Genomic DNA, 17549 nt, shown 5'->3' on the forward strand with positions numbered 1-17549 from the left:
CCCGCCGTAATCTGGTGAGCTAAATCGTTGGAAGCCGCGATATTGAAATTGATACGGTTCCTGTGTTTCAGCTGAAAAGCCGAACCGACGTCATGCATCACATCTCGAAGACTTGCGGCGGCGAACACCATCGTCTCCGGCATCTCCTGTTCACGTGTCGCGTTCCCTGTTTTGGATAACTTGATCAGTGCAGCGAGGCCGAACAGGGAAGCGATCCCCAAGATGGCCCATTTTCGCGATGGCGTTGCCTTCATATTACTTCGTCTCCCATGCTGAAATGACTGATCCCCGCCGCAGCTCAAACGTAGCCCAGACGACCAGGCCCAAGGCGAGCAAAATAACGGGGAGCTGATGCGTTGTCCACGAAGGAGCGGCCTGAAAGAGCAGCGCGCCTCGGAGGCTTTCCACGACCAACGTCAAGGGGTTCCAGGCGGCAATCGTAGCGAGCCAGGAAGGCATCTGTTTGTGGGGAACCAGCGCGGTGCTTGTGAAGAAAAGCGGCATATTGATGACATGGACGAACGTCGCCAGCGTCTCCTGCCTGCGGGATCGCAGCGCAATGATACAGGAGAGACTGCCGAACCCGATGGCGAAGAAGAAGAGGGACAGAAAACTGAGCAGCAAGGGGAGGGGCGAGAACGAGAGAGACGCGCCTATTGCGACAGCTAGAACTAAAACAATCGCCGCCTGAGCCAAAAGGCGCACGCCGTCGGCTGAAATTTTACCGACGTGCAGCGCCCAGTACGGTGCCGGCGTCGCCAGCATTCGCTGCAAGAAGCCGGTTTGCATATCCCGAATCACGCCGATCCCCGCTTGAGAGGCGCCGAAGAGGACGGTCATCGCGCAAATGCCGGGGGCAAGAAAAGTTACGTAATCGATGCCGCTCGGGAGTGCGGCCAGCGGGTATCGGTACATCAAAAATCCGAAGAAGAGCATCCAGATCAATGGTTGGAGCAGGGAAAACGTCAGCGTGACGGGACGCCGCAACGTCTTCTTCCAGATTCTCAGAGCCACGACTCCCAAGAGGCTGAAGAAATTCGAACTCATGACTGCATATTCCTTCTTGGATGAGAATGCTTTTTCCCAGCTGGTCCCGAAGCTTGGGCGATCGGATTCAAATCCTCACCCGTGAGATCGAAGAACGCTTTTTCCAACGTCAGGCCGGGACGGGAGAGAAGTTCTTTGGGCCGGGCGATCGTCACAAGCACTCCGCGAGAGAGAATCGCCAGACGGTCGAAATGCTCTTCGGCTTCGCCGAGATTGTGAGTTGCAACGACGACGGCAGTTTCCGGCGTGACAAACGATCTCAACAGTTTCCAAAATTGCGCCCGCACGTTTGGATCCAGGGCGTTCGTCGGTTCGTCCAGAAGTAAGAGCGAAGGCTGCTGCAGAAGCGAGATAGCAAGATGCAGTCGCTGCCGCTGTCCTCCGGAGAGGCGCGCCACCGGGCGGGGCAAGAAATCTTGGAGATTCATGCCGGTGATGACCTGGTCTATGCGGGCGGCTTTCTCGGAACGAGGGATCGCGTAAAGAACCGAAAAAAGGCGAAGGGTCTCTTCCGCCGTCATTTCCGGGTCCAATGCCGGATCCTGCGAAACGAAGCCGATGCGGCGTCTCAGTTCGCGGGATCGAAAGGATTGAATCGGTTGCCCGAACAGATACAACTCACCCGACGTAACGCCGCTCGCGCCGGCGAGAATCCGAAGAAGCGTGGTTTTTCCCGAGCCGTTCGAGCCGACCAGGCCGAGGAGTTCGCCGCCCTGAATTTCGAGATCAATCCCCTCTAAAGCGTGCGTTCCGTCCTGGAAGCGTTTCGTGACGGCGCTAAGCCGAGCTAGGGACAGAACCGTCACGGCGCATAGATGACGCTGCCGACGGCCTCTCCCGCCAGTGCCGCTTCGATGATCTCCGGCTTGAGGCCATTGATCACTTGGAAGCGCTTGAGGAGCCGCGTGTTTTCGAGCAGATCAAGCATGACCCGGTCGAACGGAAGCGCGGCCAAATTTCTCTTTTTGAGCTCGTTGCTTCGAATCTCCGGAATCAGCTTCGCTTTCGGGTTTTTCCTCGGATCTTCTTCGTAAAGACCGTCCACATCTTTGAGAAGGATGAGCGACTTGCTGCCGAAGCACTCCGCCAGCAACAGACAACCGGCATCCGTCCGGTGCGGAGGAATTCGTCCCACTTTCGGAGGATGCTCCCAGATCGAATAGGGGGGCACACCATTATAGATGACGCCGGGGACCACCTTCAGAAAGAGCGGAAGAAGGTGACCGAACATCTCGGGGGGAATCGCCACCACGCCGTAGGGGGCAAGGAGCGTACCCAGCATGTGCGCCGTTCCCAAGGCATCGGCCATCGAAAGCTGGGCCAATACGCCCGTCGGCAGACCGAGATCTAGGCCGATCGAAAAGACATGCCGCGTGCGAGCACCGCCGCCCGTGCCGATAATCAGCTGTCGACCGCCCTTGAATGCCTTGCCTAAGACCTCCACCACCGGGTAGACCGCTTCCCGTCCTCGGTCGAAGATCGATCGCCCGCCGACCTTGATAACGTAGGATTCGGGGAGCATTCGGAATACCGGCGTTTCGGTCTTCGCTTCGACCTCTTTGTCGAGAAGGCTTTCGCGCATCAGCATCGATTCCAGATGGGGTCTCAAATCATTCTTTTTCATGTCGCTCATTGGAGGATCTCCCAATTCCGTTACTTGTCGCTGTAGATAATCGTTCCGACGTTTTCGCCGTTGAGGGCGCGGGTTAAATTCCCTCGCACCAATCCGTTGATGACCTGGATCTTCCGGCACTGTTCGGCGTTTTCCATCAGATCGAGGACCGCGCGCTCGACCACGACGTCTTTGAGATCGAGCTTCTTTAGTTCGGCGACCGAAATTTCCGGTATAAATTTCGCCCCTTTGTCTTTCTTGGGATCGGCCGTGTAGAGACCTTTTTCGTCCTTGATAAAGATCATGCTTCGCGCACCGAACACTTCGGCGATCAGGTACGCGCCCGTATCGGTGCGATGCGGAGGAATTCGCCCGATCGCGGGGTTCTGCTGCCAGAACGTGTAGGGCGGCATTCCAAAAAAGACGGCGCCACGGCGCTCTTCGAGATAAAGAGGAAGCTGCGGGAATTGCGCCGGCTCGATGAACGGGATGCCGTGCTTGGCCAGCAAATAATGGATCATCCGGGCGTTTTGCATGCTGACGAAGGTTCCCAAAACACTGAGCACGCCGGTCGGCAGTCCGAGATCCAGGCCCACGCTATAGGCGTGCCGGGCGCGCGTTCCCGCGCCGGTGCCGATGATCAGTTTGTGCTTGGGAAGATTCTCGACGATCTCTTCGATGAGCGGAAAGACGGCCGAACGACCGCGGTCGATCACACTCTGGCCGCCGAATTTAATGACGTTGGCGTCCGGTAATATCGGGACGATCCGGTGGGCCGTCGTGACGTTTAAAAGCTCCTCGTCCGTCAACGAACCGGTGATCAGCTGCTTTCCAAGATCGGTCAGAACATCTGCGTTCATGATGCGGTTCTCCTCCGGCCCGAAATGCGTATCCCCTCGAGCACGTATTTTTCTTCCGTGGGAAATTCCCCCCTCAAATCGCCGAACATTTTATTCGCCCATTCCTCAAGTTCGCGCAAGATTTTCGTTTTGATCTCTTTGGGTGGGATGATTCCCCCCATCGATTCTTTGTCTCGCCAGGACTGGATCGAATCGATCGGCCGCGGTCTCGCGTTCCAGGCGGCCACGTCAACGGACTCGATGATTTCACCCCCTTCGGCGGCCGCGTGTTCCAGTAGTTGGCGTCGTTGGCGATCGGAAGCTCGGGGGGGAATCCGATGTTCTTCCAAGAGTTCCCGCATTTTCTCGCGGATTTGAAACTTTATGGAATCGCGGGATCGCTTCACTTTGCCCATCAATAAGGTCGCCCCGTCCGGGTGGGCCACGCGCCACGACTCCTGGACGACATGTCGTGGGTTCAACAAATGGAAAACGCGCGATCCGAAGATCAGCCTCGCGCGGCCATTCTCGATCGGCCACTCCAAGTCGGCGTTCACGCAAATCAGCTTGGCCGAAGCGGACGGATCGAGACGGGAGCGAAATTTTTCGAGCATCGCCAGCGAGCTATCGATACCGTAATAATGGATGCCGGGGCGGCTGAGCCAACAACCCAGTTCGCCGGTTCCCGCGCCGATTTCAACCAGTGAATCACCCTCCCTCACGCGTCCGAGCTCCACGACAGCGGAGGCGACTTCCCGGGCGACGGCGTTCGAAAGGCCGGCTCGGGCGTCAAACGAGGCCGCTTGTTCGTCGAACGAAAAACCGCTTCTTTCCGCGCCGGGGCCTTCCATCGTGAGCCGTGCGGGGTAACCCATTGCGGCAAAGACGTCAAGCACTCTTCGGGAGTCTTCGGGAGTTGCCGAAATACTTGCCGACGGACTCGATTTGATTACGATCGCCCTCCAAACTTCTTGAGGAGGTCAACGATGAAATCGATTCTATGGATCGTGGCAGTGATCGCTCTTTGTGGCTCCGCGCAGGCTTCCACGACGACGCCCCTGGTGAGCCATGACAGTTACAGTGTGGGTACCGGAGACATCGAAACAGCCTTTTCCTTCGACGCGGATATCCTTCGAGGCGATTTTGAGGACGAGCGGGTCAAATTCAACCTTGGAGTGAATTATTTTTTAAACGACATCCTCGCTCCCGGTTTAGAGGTCGAAGTGGAACATCTCGGCGGTGAAAACGGATTTCGTTTCCTTCCCAATCTCAAGGCGTACTGGCCGACACACAGCCGAGTTCTCCCCTATTTTCAGGTGGCGATCGGGTATGCCCATGTAGCGGGAGCGGATTTGTTTGATTTCGGCGTGGGTCCGGGGATCAATTTTCTGCTCAGCAATTCAGTCGCGATCGGATTGCAGGTTCGGTACGACCTCGGTACGGGGGACGGGACCTATCACCTGTTCCATATCCCGGCGCAATTCGCCGTTTATTTTAAGCTGTAGTTCGCCGCGGATCCGAAACGGGGCCAGAACATGACTTCGATCATGCGTAAACATGCTGTAGCGCGGCATCATCGAATCGATGCAGATTCGGTTTGTCATTCCCCTCCTCTTGCTGGGGCTTGGTTGCGCTACACCGGGTGACGAGACAGGTCAATCGGGCGAAAGCAGTTCCAGGATCGTGGATGTTTGCAGGGCGTGCCACGGGTCCGCAGACAATTCCGCGCCTCCGCGAGACACGCGCGGAAACACGGAAACCTCCGCCGCCGGAGTGGGGGCGCATCAGGCCCATTTGAATACGGCTCTCACAACACCGCTGGAGTGTCTGGATTGTCACGTTGTTCCCGAACAGCCCGCAGATCCGGGGCATATGGACAGCCCGCTTCCCGCGGAGATTACGTTGGGTGAACGAGCGCAAACGAACGGATCCGCGCCGGCGTGGGACGGAACCGCTTGTACAAACGTTTATTGCCACGGCGGCACATTGAAAGGTGGATCTCACACAGACCCCATCTGGACGACCGTGGACGGTTCGCAATCGACCTGTGGGAGTTGTCACGGATTCCCGCCGCCTTCGCCGCATCCCCAAAATTCCAATTGTTCTCTTTGCCATACGGCGATTGTCGGCACGTCGGGAAACATCATTGACGCTGGCCTTCACATCAACGGACATGTGGATGTGGCGGCCGATTTGGCCTGTACGTACTGTCATGGTTCGGAGGCAAATCCGGCGCCGCCCGTTTCCGTTACCGGTGGCACGTCGACGGCGCTGCGCGGTGTGGGAGCGCATCAATCACATGTCGCCGCCGGACGAATTTCAAACGTCGTGGCCTGCAACGAATGTCACATCGTGCCGACGTCTGCGGACGATCCCGGACACTACGACAATGATCTGCCGGCGGAAGTTACGTTTGGAGCGCTCGCTCGGACGGGTGGATCGGCGCCCGGGTGGGACGGTTCGACCTGTTCGGATACGTACTGTCACAACCCCGATCCGGACGATCTGAACCCGAGCCGCTTGCTCGCGCCGGTCTGGACCACAGTCGGCGGTTCGCAGGAGCAGTGCGGTTCTTGCCACGGATATCCTCCTTGGTCCCCCTCACACCCGACCCGGTCCACGCGATGTTCAAGTTGCCACTCGACCGTCGTTGCGTCGGATGATGTCACGATCCTCGACAAGGCAAAGCACATCAACGGCTCCGTCGATGTGGATGACGAAAACACGTTCCCCTGCAACAGCTGTCATGGGAACGCGACAAACGATGCGCCTCCGAACGATCTTTCCGGAAATTCGAATACAACGGCGATCGGCGTAGGCGCCCATCAGGCGCATCTTGTGGACGGGGCGCTGCGCGTCGCGGTTCCCTGTGGCGAATGTCACGTTGTGCCGGCGAGTGTGGATGCAGCGGGGCATATCGATGTCGCACGCCCGGCCGATGTGGCGTTTGGCCCGCTGGCCGGAAAATTCCGGCCCACGATTCCGCCGGCGTGGAACCGCGTCACCGGCAAGTGCACGAACACCTATTGTCATTTTCCTCCTTTCACCGGCACACCCGGATACGCGAGTGCGCCCGTCTGGACACAGGTCGACGGGACACAGGTGCAATGCAACAGCTGCCATATGCTCCCTCCCCAGACGAACGAGCATAGTTTTCATTTTGAGACCTGGCAGAACGAGGCCTGTACGAATTGCCACGCTCCTGTGATGGATGACAACGGAAACATCGGGGATACGTCGCTCCACATCAACGGCCAACTCGACGTCAATTACGCCTATTGCGCCACCAGCGGCTGCCACCCTTGGTGGTGAACCTTAATCCCCCTGGGCCGGACGGGACAGCCGGTTGGTTAGGGCAAACTCTTTCGGGTCCATGATGTGAAGAGTCGACGAAAGGGCTGCTTTCCAGTCGGGAGGAACGACTTGGAACACCTCATGGATTTTGTCCAAAGCAAGACGCGAGTTTTTGGGACGAGCCGCCTTCGTTACGTATTCCTCGGACGAAATGGGGGTTACGCGCTCCACGATGAGCGGGAAACGAAGTTTTCTCGCCTCTTCGACGATCGCCAACGTGAATCCGTACCAGCTCGTTTCGCCGGTAGAGGTCAGATGATAAATTCCCGTCGGCTTCTTCTCGGCCGACAAGGCTTGGATCGTGCCGTCGGCGATGGTTTCAGCGGACGTGGGGGCGCCGATCTGATCCTGCACCACCCGCAGTTCGGCGCGCTCGCATCCCAGCCGCAACATCGTGCGAAGAAAATTACTCCGCCGGTCGGAGTAAACCCAGGATGTTCGGAAAATGAGATGGCGGCAGGCCGACCGCACAATCGCTTTTTCGCCTTCGAGTTTGGATCGGCCGTAGGCATTGAGCGGGCCGGCCGGATCCTCCTCCCGCCAAGGGCGGGAACCGGAGCCGTCGAAAACGTAATCGGTGGAGTAATGCACGAGGAGTGCGCCCTTCTTTTGGCACCACCCGGCGAGAACGCGCGGGAGTTCGGCGTTTAAGTGAAACGCCAGATCGACCTCGGTTTCCGCCTGCTCGACATTGGTATACGCGGCTGCATTGACAATCCCGTCAGGCGCCCCTCGATCCAATACCTTCGTTAGCTCTGAAAGATCCCGCAGGTCGATATCGGACCGGCCGAGAGCAACCACTTCACCGAACCGACCAAGTTTCGGTTGTATGGCGTTCCCCACCTGACCTGTTTTCCCGAGGAGGAGAATCTTCATTTTCTTTTCCCGGTCAGAACTTCGGGAGCCCTGAAATCTCGCGAAGTGCGGGGGCAGCTCCGTCTTTTGCCGAAAGGATGGGGTTCTTCAGCGGCCAGTCGATGGCGAGATCGGGATCGTTCCATCGGACCGTCTGTTCGCATTCGGGATGGTAGACGTCGGTACACTTATAATAGACGGTGGCTGTTTCACTGAGAACGGCGAAGCCGTGCGCAAACCCCTTGGGAATCCATAGCTGACGTCGGTTTTCCGCCGACATTTCCACCGCCACCCATCGGTTAAACGTCGGACTCCCTTTTCGAACATCCACCGCTACGTCGAGGACGGCTCCCGCAGGGACGATAACCAGTTTCCCCTGACCGTGCGGTTCCTGAAAATGGAGGCCGCGCAGCGTATTCCGAACCGAGTGACTGAGATTGTCCTGAACGAACGGACCGGTGACGCCTGCCTCCCGGTACGGTTGGTCGCTCCAGACTTCAAAAAAAGAGCCGCGGAAATCCTTGAAGAGTTTCGGTTCAAGGATGAGAACGTCCTTCAACGATGTTGGAGTTACTACCATGTTCGTTCTGAATCGTGCTCCGCGAGCTGGAGAAGGTATCGGCCGTATCCTGTCTTGGCCAACGGTGTGGCCAATCGGACCAGTTGTTCATGCGTGATCCAGCCCTGCCGCCAGGCCACCTCCTCGGGGCAGGCCACCTTTTCCCCCTGCCTTCGTTCGAGCGTGGCGATGTAGTTGGAAGCATCGAGGAGGGAGTCGTGAGTCCCCGTGTCGAGCCAGGCGGTTCCTCGGCCGAACACGACCACCTTGAGGAGTCCGAGCTTCAAATAAGCGTTGTTCAAATCGGTGATCTCGAGTTCGCCCCTCCCCGAAGGCTTGAGGTTTCGTGTGAGTTCAACGACGCGGCGGTCGTAAAAATAGAGTCCCGTGACGGCCAAGCTGGATTTCGGTTTTTTCGGTTTCTCTTCGAGGCTCAGAGCTTTGCCCTCTTTGTTCATTTCGACGACGCCGTAGCGTTCCGGGTCGCGGACCGAATACCCGAAAACCGTAGCCCCCTCTTTTTTCTGGGCGGCTTCCCGAAGAAGTTTGCTCAAGCCGGAGCCGTAGAAAATATTATCTCCCAGGACCAGCGCCACCGGCTCTCGGTGGATGAAATCTTCCCCGATCAGAAACGCCTGGGCGATTCCTTCCGGTTTCGGCTGTTCGCTGTAGGAAAAGCGGACGCCGATATCCTCCCCGGACCCGAGCAACTCCCGAAAACGGGGGAGATCTTGAGGCGTGGAGATAATGAGAATGTCGCGGATTCCGCTCAACATCAGGACGGACAGCGGATAATAGATCAACGGTTTGTCGTACACCGGGAGGAGCTGTTTTCCCGTCGCCCGAGTGACGGGATAAAGCCGCGTCCCGGATCCTCCGGCCAAAATAATTCCTTTCACGTTGCCTCCCGGACCTTCCAATCGGTCAACTCTTGATATTTGCCGCCTTGAATGGCCGTCCACCATTTTCGGTTGTCCCGATACCACTCCACGGTCTTTCGCAAGCCCTCTTCCAAAGTAATTTGTGGGCGCCATCCAAGCTCGCGCGCCTTGCCGAGTTTGATGGCGTAGCGGAAGTCGTGCCCCTTTCGGTCTTCCACAAAGCGAATCAACGATTCCGGCTTTTTCAAAACGGCCAAGATTTCCTTGGCCAAATCGATGTTTCGTCTCTCCGATTCCCCGCCAAAATTATAAACCTCTCCTATCTTGCCCGATTCGAGGGTTCTTTGAATCCCGGCGCAGTGGTCGGATACGTGGATCCAGTCGCGGACGTTCTCCCCTTTCGCGTAAACGGGAATCGGCCGGTCCGACAGCGCATTCAAAATGACCACCGGAATGAATTTTTCCGGAAACTGAAAGGGTCCGTAATTGTTCGAACAGCGCGTCGTGACCACGGGGAGTTTGTGCGTCTGATAATACGCGCGCGCCAGGCTGTCCGCTCCGGCCTTTGCGGCGCTGTATGGGGAGTTCGGAAGGAGAGGGGAACTTTCGGAAAAATAGCCGGCTGGACCTAACGTTCCGTACACCTCGTCCGTGGAGACGTTGATGAACCGGAATCGTTCGCGCTCCGAGTCCTTCAGTTCGGTGAAATACGTAGTTGCACATACGAGCAAAGTGTGTGTTCCGAGGACGTTTGTTTGAACGAAAGGAGACCCGTCCAAGATCGACCGGTCCACGTGGGACTCGGCCGCGAAGTGGACGATCGCTTCGACCGGGAACATTCCTTTTCGGTTCGGAATCAGCGCGGCGAGGACGGCTTTCGCGTTGCAAATGTCCCCGCGAACCAGGTCGATTCTGGCCCGATGCCGAGGCTCAAAGTTGTTGCAGCAACCGGCGTACGTCAATTTGTCGAGAACCGTGATCTCTTCCGCCAGGTCATGATCGATGAGATATCGGACGTAATTGGACCCGATAAACCCCAACCCTCCGGTCACTAAAATTCTCTTGATTCGTGCCATCCGCTTCCGCGCCTTTGCGGGGCGGGATACTACGCCAATTGGAGGTAAATTCCGAGTCCGAGAGGTAATGTCTCCTCTTGTCCGGATCGGCCATCACCGATAGTTTCTAGAGCGAATGATATCCGGTTTAGAAGGTGCGATCTTAGGAGCGATCCAGGGGCTTACCGAGTTTCTACCGATCTCCAGTTCAGGCCATTTGGTCTTGGCCCAACAGCTCTTCGGAATGAAGGACTCTCCTCTCGCGTACGACGTCCTACTGCATCTCGCGACATTGCTCGCGACGATTCTCATCCTTCGCAAACAGGTACTCGAACTTGTCTCAGCGACGTTTCGCCTGCCGAAGTTTTTCCGAAATCTCGTCCGGGATCGAACAGCCGCGGTCCAACAAGACCCGCAGGCGTGGGTCGTGCTCCTGATTCTTGTGTCGACGATCGTGACGGGTGCGATCGGCGTAGGCTTTCACGATTATTTTGAGAAACAGTTCTCGATCCTGGACGACCTCTGGTGGCAGTTCGCCTTTACGGGGATCGTTCTTTTTTTATCTCGCCGCCGTGGAGATCCATCCTCTCCTCAAAACATCAAGACGGAAACTCGGGCGACGCTCTTGGATGCCGTTTGGATTGGTTTGGCTCAGGGTGTGGCGATCGTTCCCGCTATCTCGCGCTCGGGTACGACGATCGCTTGCGCTCTCCTCTTGGGTTTTGACCGTCGTTTCGCCGGAGAGTATTCGTTTCTGGTTTCTCTTCCCGCTATCGCCGGTGCGGTTCTCCTGGAGTCGCGCAAAGTAGATTCTTTAGGCGTGCCGGTTGCCGGCGCCGTGGCGGGATTCATCCTTTCGTTTGTCTTGGGGGCCGTTACGCTCAAACTTCTGCTGGGATGGATTCGGGGGGGAAAACTCATCGGCTTCGCGTATTACTGCTGGGCCATGGCCATTTTCTCGCTCGCTCTGGTTTGGTCTCGTTAGGCCGAATCTGCTCCAGACGCGCGTAGATGGAGCGGGCCCGCCGAACCGATGGCGATCTTTGACGCCGGCGTCGGCGCTCGATATACGAATGACCTCGTAAGTACAATGCCTTCTGCCGGATCGCCGCACAGTACCCTGGCCCGCTTTCTCGCGGGCATAATCTTGTTCAGCGCCTATGTCGTGACCGCCCATTGGGGGTTGCGTCTGGACGCGGTGTCGAACTACGCCACGCTCGTCTGGGCGCCTTCGGGAATCGCCTTGGCCTTCACGTTGATTTTCGGCGTGGCGCTCGGGCCGGCCGTCATGTTGGCAGCCTTCGTGGCCAATCTCTGGCAGGGGGCTCCATATCTGACGGCGGGCGGGATAGCCGTCGGCAATACGCTTTCCTGTATTGTCGCCACGTCGATCCTGTCGCGCATGACCGATTTCCAAAGGGAGATGAATCGTGTCCGTCAGGTCGGAGCCTTCATCGTCGTGGCTGCCCTCGGCAGTACGCTCATCAGCGCGAGCATCGGTGCCGGGAGCTTATGGCTGACGGGACAAATTCGGGAAACGGCGGTGCAAGCGACGTGGACGGCGTGGTGGGTGGGGGATGCACTGGGCAATTTGCTGGTGACGCCCCTTCTTCTTACGTGGTCGAAAGCGCCCTCGTTTCGGCGCCCGATCCGGACGTATTTTGAAATTCTGGCACTCGTTGTCGTGACCACGTTCATCCTCGGCGTGGTCTTTGACGATATCTCGCTGGGTCATCAGCTTCGATTCCCGAAAATGTATTTTCTTTTCCCTATCGTCCTTTGGGCGGCTCTCCGCTTTGGTCCCCGGGGAGCGACGGCGACCATTTTTCTATTGTCGGCCGTGTCGATTTACAACACGTATCTCGGTTACGGGCCCGCCGTAGTTGAACATTTGAACGAAGGGCTCCTCCGACTCAATCTCTTCCTGGGTATCCTCGCTCTGACGGGATTGACGTCCGCCGCGACAACGGCTGAACGCCGCGAGGCCATCACCAATTTGGAGAAGTCCCACGAGGAGTTGGGCCAACGCGTCGAAGAACGTACGGCGGAACTCCGCCGGATCAACGAAACACTTCGGGAATTGGAACGAGCCGCATCGCACGCCCAGGAGGAGCTGAAAGAATATGTGGATCACATGTCGACGTTCAACGCGAAGCTCGCGCCCGACAGCCGGATTCTGATGGTGAATGAAGCGGCCTTGCGGGCCTCGGGTTACTCCTGGAGCGAACTGTCTCAAATGAGACTTCTCGACGGACCGTGGTTTAAATTTGATCCGGAAGTTCATGCCCGGGTGAAACGAGGGCTTTCGGACGCCGCGCGAGGAATTCCGGTCAATTATGACGAACGGATTCAAATTGCGGGGAACCGAATACTCTATTTGAACTTCAGCCTCAGCCCCGTCTTCGGCGGAGGGCAACTGCGCTATATCTTGGCCGAAGGACGGGATATCACGTCGCAAAAACAGGCCGAGGAGAAATTCCGGCGAGTTTTGGAAGCGGCGCCCGACGCCATGGTCATCGCCGACAAAGAAGGGAAAATCGTTCTGACAAATGCCCAAGTGGAGACGGTTTTTGGATATTCCAAGAGCGAATTGATCGGCATGCTCGTGGAAAGATTAATTCCGGAACGTTACCGATCGGCTCACCACGGTCATCGAGAGGACTACGCCTCCGACCCGAGAGCGCGGCCTATGGGGGGCGAAAATCGACCGCTTTGGGGCCTTCGAAAGGACGGAACGGAATTTCCCGTTGAAGTCAGCCTGAGTCCGCTGCAAACCGAAGAAGGTCTATTGGTCACCGCGGCGATTCGGGACGTGACGGACAAGAAACGGTCGGAGGAGCAACGAACCCAGTTGGCGAAGGCCGAGGAGGCGATTCACCTTCGGGATGAATTCCTGGCCATCGCGTCCCACGAACTTCGAACCCCTTTGACCGGTCTACACCTGGAACTACAGCTTCTCGACCGACTCTTGCGAAAACAGAGCGGCCAAGACGGATCGGAATTGAAATCCAAACTCAAGGGGGCGCAAGCGCAGATCCAGCGTCTCACAGCGCTTTTGGAAAGCCTGCTGGATGTGTCCCGAATCACCGCCGGCCGCTTCAAGCTGAACGTGGAACCGGTCGATCTTTGCTCCGTGGTACAGGAGGCCGTCGATCGCTTTCGAAAAGAGGCGGAGAGTTCGCAAATTGACTTCTCCCTAACCTTGCCCGATCGGGTTGAGGGAACCTGGGATCGCCTCCGCATCGACCAGGCCATCACGAATCTTCTCTCCAACGCCTTGAAATACGGGGCGGGGAAACCGATCGAGGTCGAGCTCGAAGGAGATGGATCGAGCGTTCGCCTGAAGATTCGGGACCAGGGGATCGGTATACCTCCCGACCAACTCGACCTCATCTTTCACCGCTTTCATCGCGCCGTTGCGGGAAGCTCTCAGAGCGGTCTCGGTTTGGGTTTATTCATTGTCCGGCAGGTTATCGATGCCCACGGCGGGCGCATCCATGTGGAAAGTCGGTTGGGGCATGGTTCTACATTCGTAATTGAGCTTCCTCGCCACTGCATTCCCCGGGCCGATCCGTTCGCGCCGGTAAGATCGGACGAGGCACAGGTCTAGTGCCCCGCGAAACACAGAGGGAGGATCCCGCACACGGTAAAAGCATTCTGGTCTTGGAGGACGATCCGACGATTCGTCTGGCGCTGGCGGAGCTGTTTAAGATGGAGGGGTTCGCCGCGGAGATGGCCGAACATGGAATGGACGCTCTCCGGCGAATCAAGAACGGTTATCGACCGTGTCTCATTATTCTGGATCTCATGATGCCGAATATGGACGGCATTCAATTCATGGACGAGATTCGGCGCATACCGGGCGCGGCGGACACGCCGGTCGTCGTGCTATCGGGCGACGGCCGGGCGAAAGAAAAAATCGCGGGCAGAAAGGTGGCTGAGACCATCACGAAGCCTGTCGATATCGATCGATTGATCGATTTAGCGCGTCGTTACTGCTGACGCCGCATAGGGGTCGCCCTAAGGAAATGGTTATTCCTCCTATTTGAGAAGCTTATCTGTCTCAAGTCCAGGGGAAATCACAGTTACGACCTGAACGGTTTCGCCCATTAAGCGATAGATAACTCGGTACTTCTTGAAAACGACTTCCCGAAAAGCAACATTTTCAGGAACGACGGATCCCGAAAGAGGATGCCGGATCAACCGATCGACGGAATGAATTAACTGGTCAATGAATTTTGAGGCAGATGGGGGAGAATCTTTAGCGATAAATACACCGATAGCCTCGACACGCTGCAAAGCCGCTTTCGACCAGACTATTTCCACTTTTCTTGTAATTTTCGAAGGCGAGATACCGCAGTCTTGTGAGGCACGACCTTCCCGGATTCAAGATCGGCGACGCCTGCCGCGATATTTCGCAGCACAACCTGTTCAGCGAGCAGGCGGTTGTATTCCGTTTGCGAGATCAGGACCACAGGGTCGCCATCCTTTTGGGTTACGAGGTAAGGGGTGCCGTTCCCCACTTCCTTGAGAGTCTCGTAGAGGTCATTTCTAAATACGGTTGCCGACTTAACTTTCGGGATTGTCATATTCAAAGCGTACGCTTTTACGTACGTATCTGTCAAGAGTCTCGCCTGGCATCGATGAACGCGGTTTCCAGAAACGACGAACGGGAAGCCTCCGGTTTGTTTCGCTCATGGCCGATAGGCACTCACTGAAACAAGAGAGGAGGAGTTCAGGAAGGGATGGGGGCCATGGCCCCCGGCGCGGACAGAAAGGTGGTAGAGACCATCACGAAGCCTGTCGATATCGATCGATTGATCGATTTAGCGCGTCGTTACTGCTGACGCCGCATAGGGGTCGCCCTAAGGAAATGGTGCATCGTCGGAGAAAATCCTTCGCCGGCATCGGTCGCCCAAAGAGATATCCTTGCGCTTGCTCGCAGCCATGTTCCTCCAGGAAATCGCGCTGCTCGGACGTCTCCACTCCCTCGGCGACCACGGTCAGGCCGAGAGTGTCGCCTAGATGTATGCAGGCCGTTACGATTTCCGAATCCACGAGAGATTGAGGGAGTTTCATCACGAAACTCCGGTCGATTTTCAACGTATCGATAGGAAGCTGGCTTAAGTATCGAAACGATGCGAAGCCGGTTCCGAAGTCGTCCACGGCGATGCGGATGCCGTTAGAGCGTAACGCTCTCAGCCGGTCGGTCACGGACCGGCTCACAGAGAGGAGCTGAGACTCGGTAATTTCGACTTCAAAAGAATCGGGCGGCAGACGCGCGGCCTTCACCGTGCGTAAAATATCGTCGACAAAACTCGGCTGGTGAACTTCGGGCGCCGTGACGTTGACCGAGATCGCCATGAAAGCGCCGCCTTTGCCCGCCCAAGTCATCGCATCCGCGCAGGCCGTGTGCATGACCCATTCGCTCAACCGAAAGATGGATCCCGATCGTTCGGCGTTGGAGATCAAGCGTTCCGGCGAGACTCCTCGAAATCCAGGAAGCCCGGAGCGCAACAAGGCCTCCGCTCCCACGACGCGCCTCGTGCGAGAAACCACCCGAGGTTGGTACACGAGACGGAGCGCCTGGCGGGCGGGAACGATCAAAAGACTTTCTCCGCGGAAGGAGGAGCCGCCGGGGAGGAAGTGGAGAATTCGAATCGGCGTCCGCCGCGCGTTTTTGCCCGGTACATGGCACGATCGGCCGCCCGGAGGAGCGATTCTTTGTCCCGCCCTTGATCGGGGTATGTCGCGATTCCGATGCTGGCCTTTCCGACGTACGTGATCTCCCCGAGCTGAAAGGGGAGTGTGAGTCCTTGAAGGAGCTTGGTTGCAACGCCGGAAGCTTCCGAAGATTCGTTGATATCAGCAAGAAGAACCGTGAACTCGTCGCCTCCCAAACGGGCGACGGTATCCACATGGCGGACGGTCTGTTCCAGCCTCCGCGCCACCTGAATAAGCAACTGATCTCCCGTTTCATGCCCCCATCGATCATTCACGCCTTTGAAATCGTCCAGATCGATAAAAAGGACGGCGAAGCGCGTCGTGTTGCGCTGCGCTTGTGCGATATGTTGATCTACGCGGTCGGAAAAAATTCCCCGGTTCGGAAGCTGCGTGAGGGGATCGTGTTTCGCCATCTGCACGAGGGTGCCCTCGATCCGTTTTCTCTCCACGGCATATCGGATCATTCGCGTTAAAACTTGGGCGTCCAGCGAACCTTTCGGGATGTAATCCTCCGCTCCGGATTGAATGGCGCGAAGCCCCAGGGCTTCGTCATCCGATCCCGTCAAAACGACAATCGGCGTACGAGGCGCGACGGCCATCGCTTTTTTCAGCGTTTCGAGCCCCTGCCCGTCGGGGAGGGAGAGGTCGAGCAGAATGATATCGGGAATTTTGTGGGAAACGACTTCCGCAAATTTGGCCACGGATGGCACGCTCATGGCCTCATAGCGGAAATACTTCGACTCCTTGAGGCACTCTTGAAGGAGTCGAACGTCGCCCGGATTGTCCTCGACCGCTAATATGCGGATCGGGGCTGGATTCAATGTGGAACCCCCCAGTCGGGCGGAAGCTTCACGGTGGAAAGCCAGAATTCCCGAATCTGCTTTACCGCAGCCATGAAATCATTGAGATCGACCGGCTTGCTGATGAAGCAGTTGGCGCTGAGCTCGTAGCTCATCAAAATGTCCTCTTCCGCCTGAGAGACGCTCAGGATGATGACCGGAATTCTCTTGAGCGTGGTGTCTTGCTTGATCTCGGCCAAAACGGTGCGGCCGTCTTTGCGGGGCAAATTGAGATCCAAAATGATCAGGTCGGGTGTTTTCGCCTGGTGATACGTGCCCTTCATTCGCAAATACTGCATCGCCACGGCTCCGTTGTTGGCCACCCGAAGATGGTAATCGAACTTGCTTTCCCGGAAGGCCTCCACCAAGAGCTGAACGTCGGCGGGATTGTCCTCGACCAGCAAGATCAAAGGAGGCTCCGATTTCTTCTTGGGGGTCGTGACGGGAAAATGCTCGGTATGCGCGGAAGCGGGACTTCGTTCTTCGGTGATCGTCTCCAGGGCCTTCGAGGACTGTTCTGACATTTGATCCCTCCCTTCATGGGGTGATGAACGCCGTTTCATTATAAAACGTTCCAGTGTCGGACGGGTGAACCGGAGGTGAGACATCGAACGCTCGTCTCTCGGGCGATGATCGGTGGACACGCCTGCCGCATCCGTCTGGGGAGAGCCGCAAGTACCTTAAATGCCAATTGTTTTTCGTTAACGCTTCGTAGGACAGGGAAGCGATCGAATGGACGCGCCTGTGACGAACAAAAAAAAGAGCGAGGCGAGGGCGTTGGGCC

General features: G+C 57.1%; 20 protein-coding genes. 5 read left to right on the forward strand and 15 right to left on the reverse strand.

Annotated elements, in window-relative coordinates:
• From VI895_02245 to VI895_02270, 6 genes are all read right to left on the reverse strand, one after another.
• The coding region (locus VI895_02245) for a hypothetical protein (protein HLG18619.1) at positions 1-254 on the reverse strand (254 nt) is incomplete at its 3' end.
• 1 nt (position 255) lies between these two features.
• Positions 256-1047, reverse strand: coding sequence for an ABC transporter permease (locus VI895_02250; GenBank protein HLG18620.1), 792 nt, complete (start codon positions 1045-1047; stop codon positions 256-258).
• On the reverse strand, positions 1044-1853 hold the full coding sequence (locus VI895_02255; protein ID HLG18621.1) for an ABC transporter ATP-binding protein: 810 nt from the start codon (positions 1851-1853) through the stop codon (positions 1044-1046). The genes VI895_02250 and VI895_02255 overlap by 4 nt, the downstream gene beginning before the upstream one ends.
• Positions 1850-2680: a uridylate kinase gene (locus VI895_02260; GenBank protein HLG18622.1), complete on the reverse strand. Its 831-nt coding sequence runs from the start codon at positions 2678-2680 to the stop codon at positions 1850-1852. Before VI895_02260 ends, VI895_02255 begins: the two co-directional genes overlap by 4 nt.
• A gap of 20 nt (positions 2681-2700) precedes the next feature.
• On the reverse strand, positions 2701-3519 hold the full coding sequence (locus VI895_02265; GenBank protein HLG18623.1) for a uridine kinase: 819 nt from the start codon (positions 3517-3519) through the stop codon (positions 2701-2703).
• The gene (locus tag VI895_02270) at positions 3516-4394 is read right to left on the reverse strand and encodes a class I SAM-dependent methyltransferase (protein ID HLG18624.1); all 879 of its coding nucleotides are present in this window, start codon (positions 4392-4394) and stop codon (positions 3516-3518) included. The genes VI895_02265 and VI895_02270 overlap by 4 nt, the downstream gene beginning before the upstream one ends.
• A 90-nt stretch (positions 4395-4484) precedes the next feature.
• On the opposite strand from VI895_02270, the gene VI895_02275 reads away from it, so the two are divergent.
• A complete protein-coding gene (locus tag VI895_02275) occupies positions 4485-5003 on the forward strand; it encodes a hypothetical protein (protein ID HLG18625.1) in 519 nt (172 codons plus the stop codon).
• 79 nt (positions 5004-5082) lie between these two features.
• Complete coding sequence (locus VI895_02280; GenBank protein ID HLG18626.1) at positions 5083-6810, forward strand: CxxxxCH/CxxCH domain-containing protein; 1728 nt, start codon at positions 5083-5085, stop codon at positions 6808-6810.
• 3 nt (positions 6811-6813) lie between these two features.
• Here VI895_02280 and rfbD read toward each other — a convergent pair whose 3' ends face one another.
• From rfbD to rfbB, 4 genes are read right to left on the reverse strand one after another with little or no spacing between them, the layout of a single operon-like run.
• Complete coding sequence (gene rfbD, locus VI895_02285) at positions 6814-7728, reverse strand: dTDP-4-dehydrorhamnose reductase (GenBank protein ID HLG18627.1); 915 nt, start codon at positions 7726-7728, stop codon at positions 6814-6816.
• Positions 7729-7741: 13 nt separating this feature from the next.
• Positions 7742-8287 (reverse strand): dTDP-4-dehydrorhamnose 3,5-epimerase, encoded by a 546-nt coding sequence (gene rfbC, locus VI895_02290; protein HLG18628.1) that lies wholly within the window; start codon positions 8285-8287, stop codon positions 7742-7744.
• Complete coding sequence (rfbA, locus tag VI895_02295) at positions 8281-9165, reverse strand: glucose-1-phosphate thymidylyltransferase RfbA (protein HLG18629.1); 885 nt, start codon at positions 9163-9165, stop codon at positions 8281-8283. Before rfbA ends, rfbC begins: the two co-directional genes overlap by 7 nt.
• Positions 9162-10199, reverse strand: a complete 1038-nt coding sequence (rfbB, locus tag VI895_02300; GenBank protein ID HLG18630.1) for a dTDP-glucose 4,6-dehydratase — start codon at positions 10197-10199, stop codon at positions 9162-9164. Before rfbB ends, rfbA begins: the two co-directional genes overlap by 4 nt.
• A 139-nt stretch (positions 10200-10338) precedes the next feature.
• Here rfbB and VI895_02305 point away from each other — a divergent pair, with 139 nt between their 5' ends.
• From VI895_02305 to VI895_02315, 3 genes are read left to right on the forward strand one after another with little or no spacing between them, the layout of a single operon-like run.
• Positions 10339-11187 carry an undecaprenyl-diphosphate phosphatase gene (locus VI895_02305; GenBank protein ID HLG18631.1) on the forward strand — a complete coding sequence of 283 codons (849 nt, stop codon included), beginning with the start codon at positions 10339-10341 and terminating at the stop codon, positions 11185-11187.
• A 48-nt stretch (positions 11188-11235) separates the two neighbouring features.
• Complete coding sequence (locus VI895_02310) at positions 11236-13812, forward strand: PAS domain S-box protein (GenBank protein ID HLG18632.1); 2577 nt, start codon at positions 11236-11238, stop codon at positions 13810-13812.
• Positions 13812-14204: a response regulator gene (locus VI895_02315; GenBank protein ID HLG18633.1), complete on the forward strand. Its 393-nt coding sequence runs from the start codon at positions 13812-13814 to the stop codon at positions 14202-14204. The genes VI895_02310 and VI895_02315 overlap by 1 nt, the downstream gene beginning before the upstream one ends.
• 39 nt (positions 14205-14243) lie before the next feature.
• On the opposite strand, the gene VI895_02320 is transcribed toward VI895_02315, so the two are convergent.
• The 5 genes from VI895_02320 to VI895_02340 all read right to left on the reverse strand — a co-directional run bounded on the left by VI895_02320 (position 14244) and on the right by VI895_02340 (position 17289).
• A complete protein-coding gene (locus VI895_02320; protein HLG18634.1) occupies positions 14244-14528 on the reverse strand; it encodes a type II toxin-antitoxin system RelE/ParE family toxin in 285 nt (94 codons plus the stop codon).
• Positions 14519-14791, reverse strand: a complete 273-nt coding sequence (locus tag VI895_02325) for a type II toxin-antitoxin system Phd/YefM family antitoxin (protein ID HLG18635.1) — start codon at positions 14789-14791, stop codon at positions 14519-14521. Before VI895_02325 ends, VI895_02320 begins: the two co-directional genes overlap by 10 nt.
• A gap of 202 nt (positions 14792-14993) precedes the next feature.
• Positions 14994-15809 carry an EAL domain-containing protein gene (locus tag VI895_02330; protein HLG18636.1) on the reverse strand — a complete coding sequence of 272 codons (816 nt, stop codon included), beginning with the start codon at positions 15807-15809 and terminating at the stop codon, positions 14994-14996.
• Entirely contained in the window at positions 15806-16747 is a 942-nt protein-coding gene (locus VI895_02335) for a diguanylate cyclase (protein HLG18637.1), read from the reverse strand. Before VI895_02335 ends, VI895_02330 begins: the two co-directional genes overlap by 4 nt.
• A complete protein-coding gene (locus tag VI895_02340; GenBank protein HLG18638.1) occupies positions 16744-17289 on the reverse strand; it encodes a response regulator in 546 nt (181 codons plus the stop codon). Before VI895_02340 ends, VI895_02335 begins: the two co-directional genes overlap by 4 nt.
• Between the last annotated feature and the right edge of the window lie 260 nt (positions 17290-17549).

The organism is Bdellovibrionota bacterium (assembly GCA_035292885.1).
In the GTDB taxonomy this organism is placed as follows: domain Bacteria; phylum Bdellovibrionota_G; class JALEGL01; order JALEGL01; family DATDPG01; genus DATDPG01.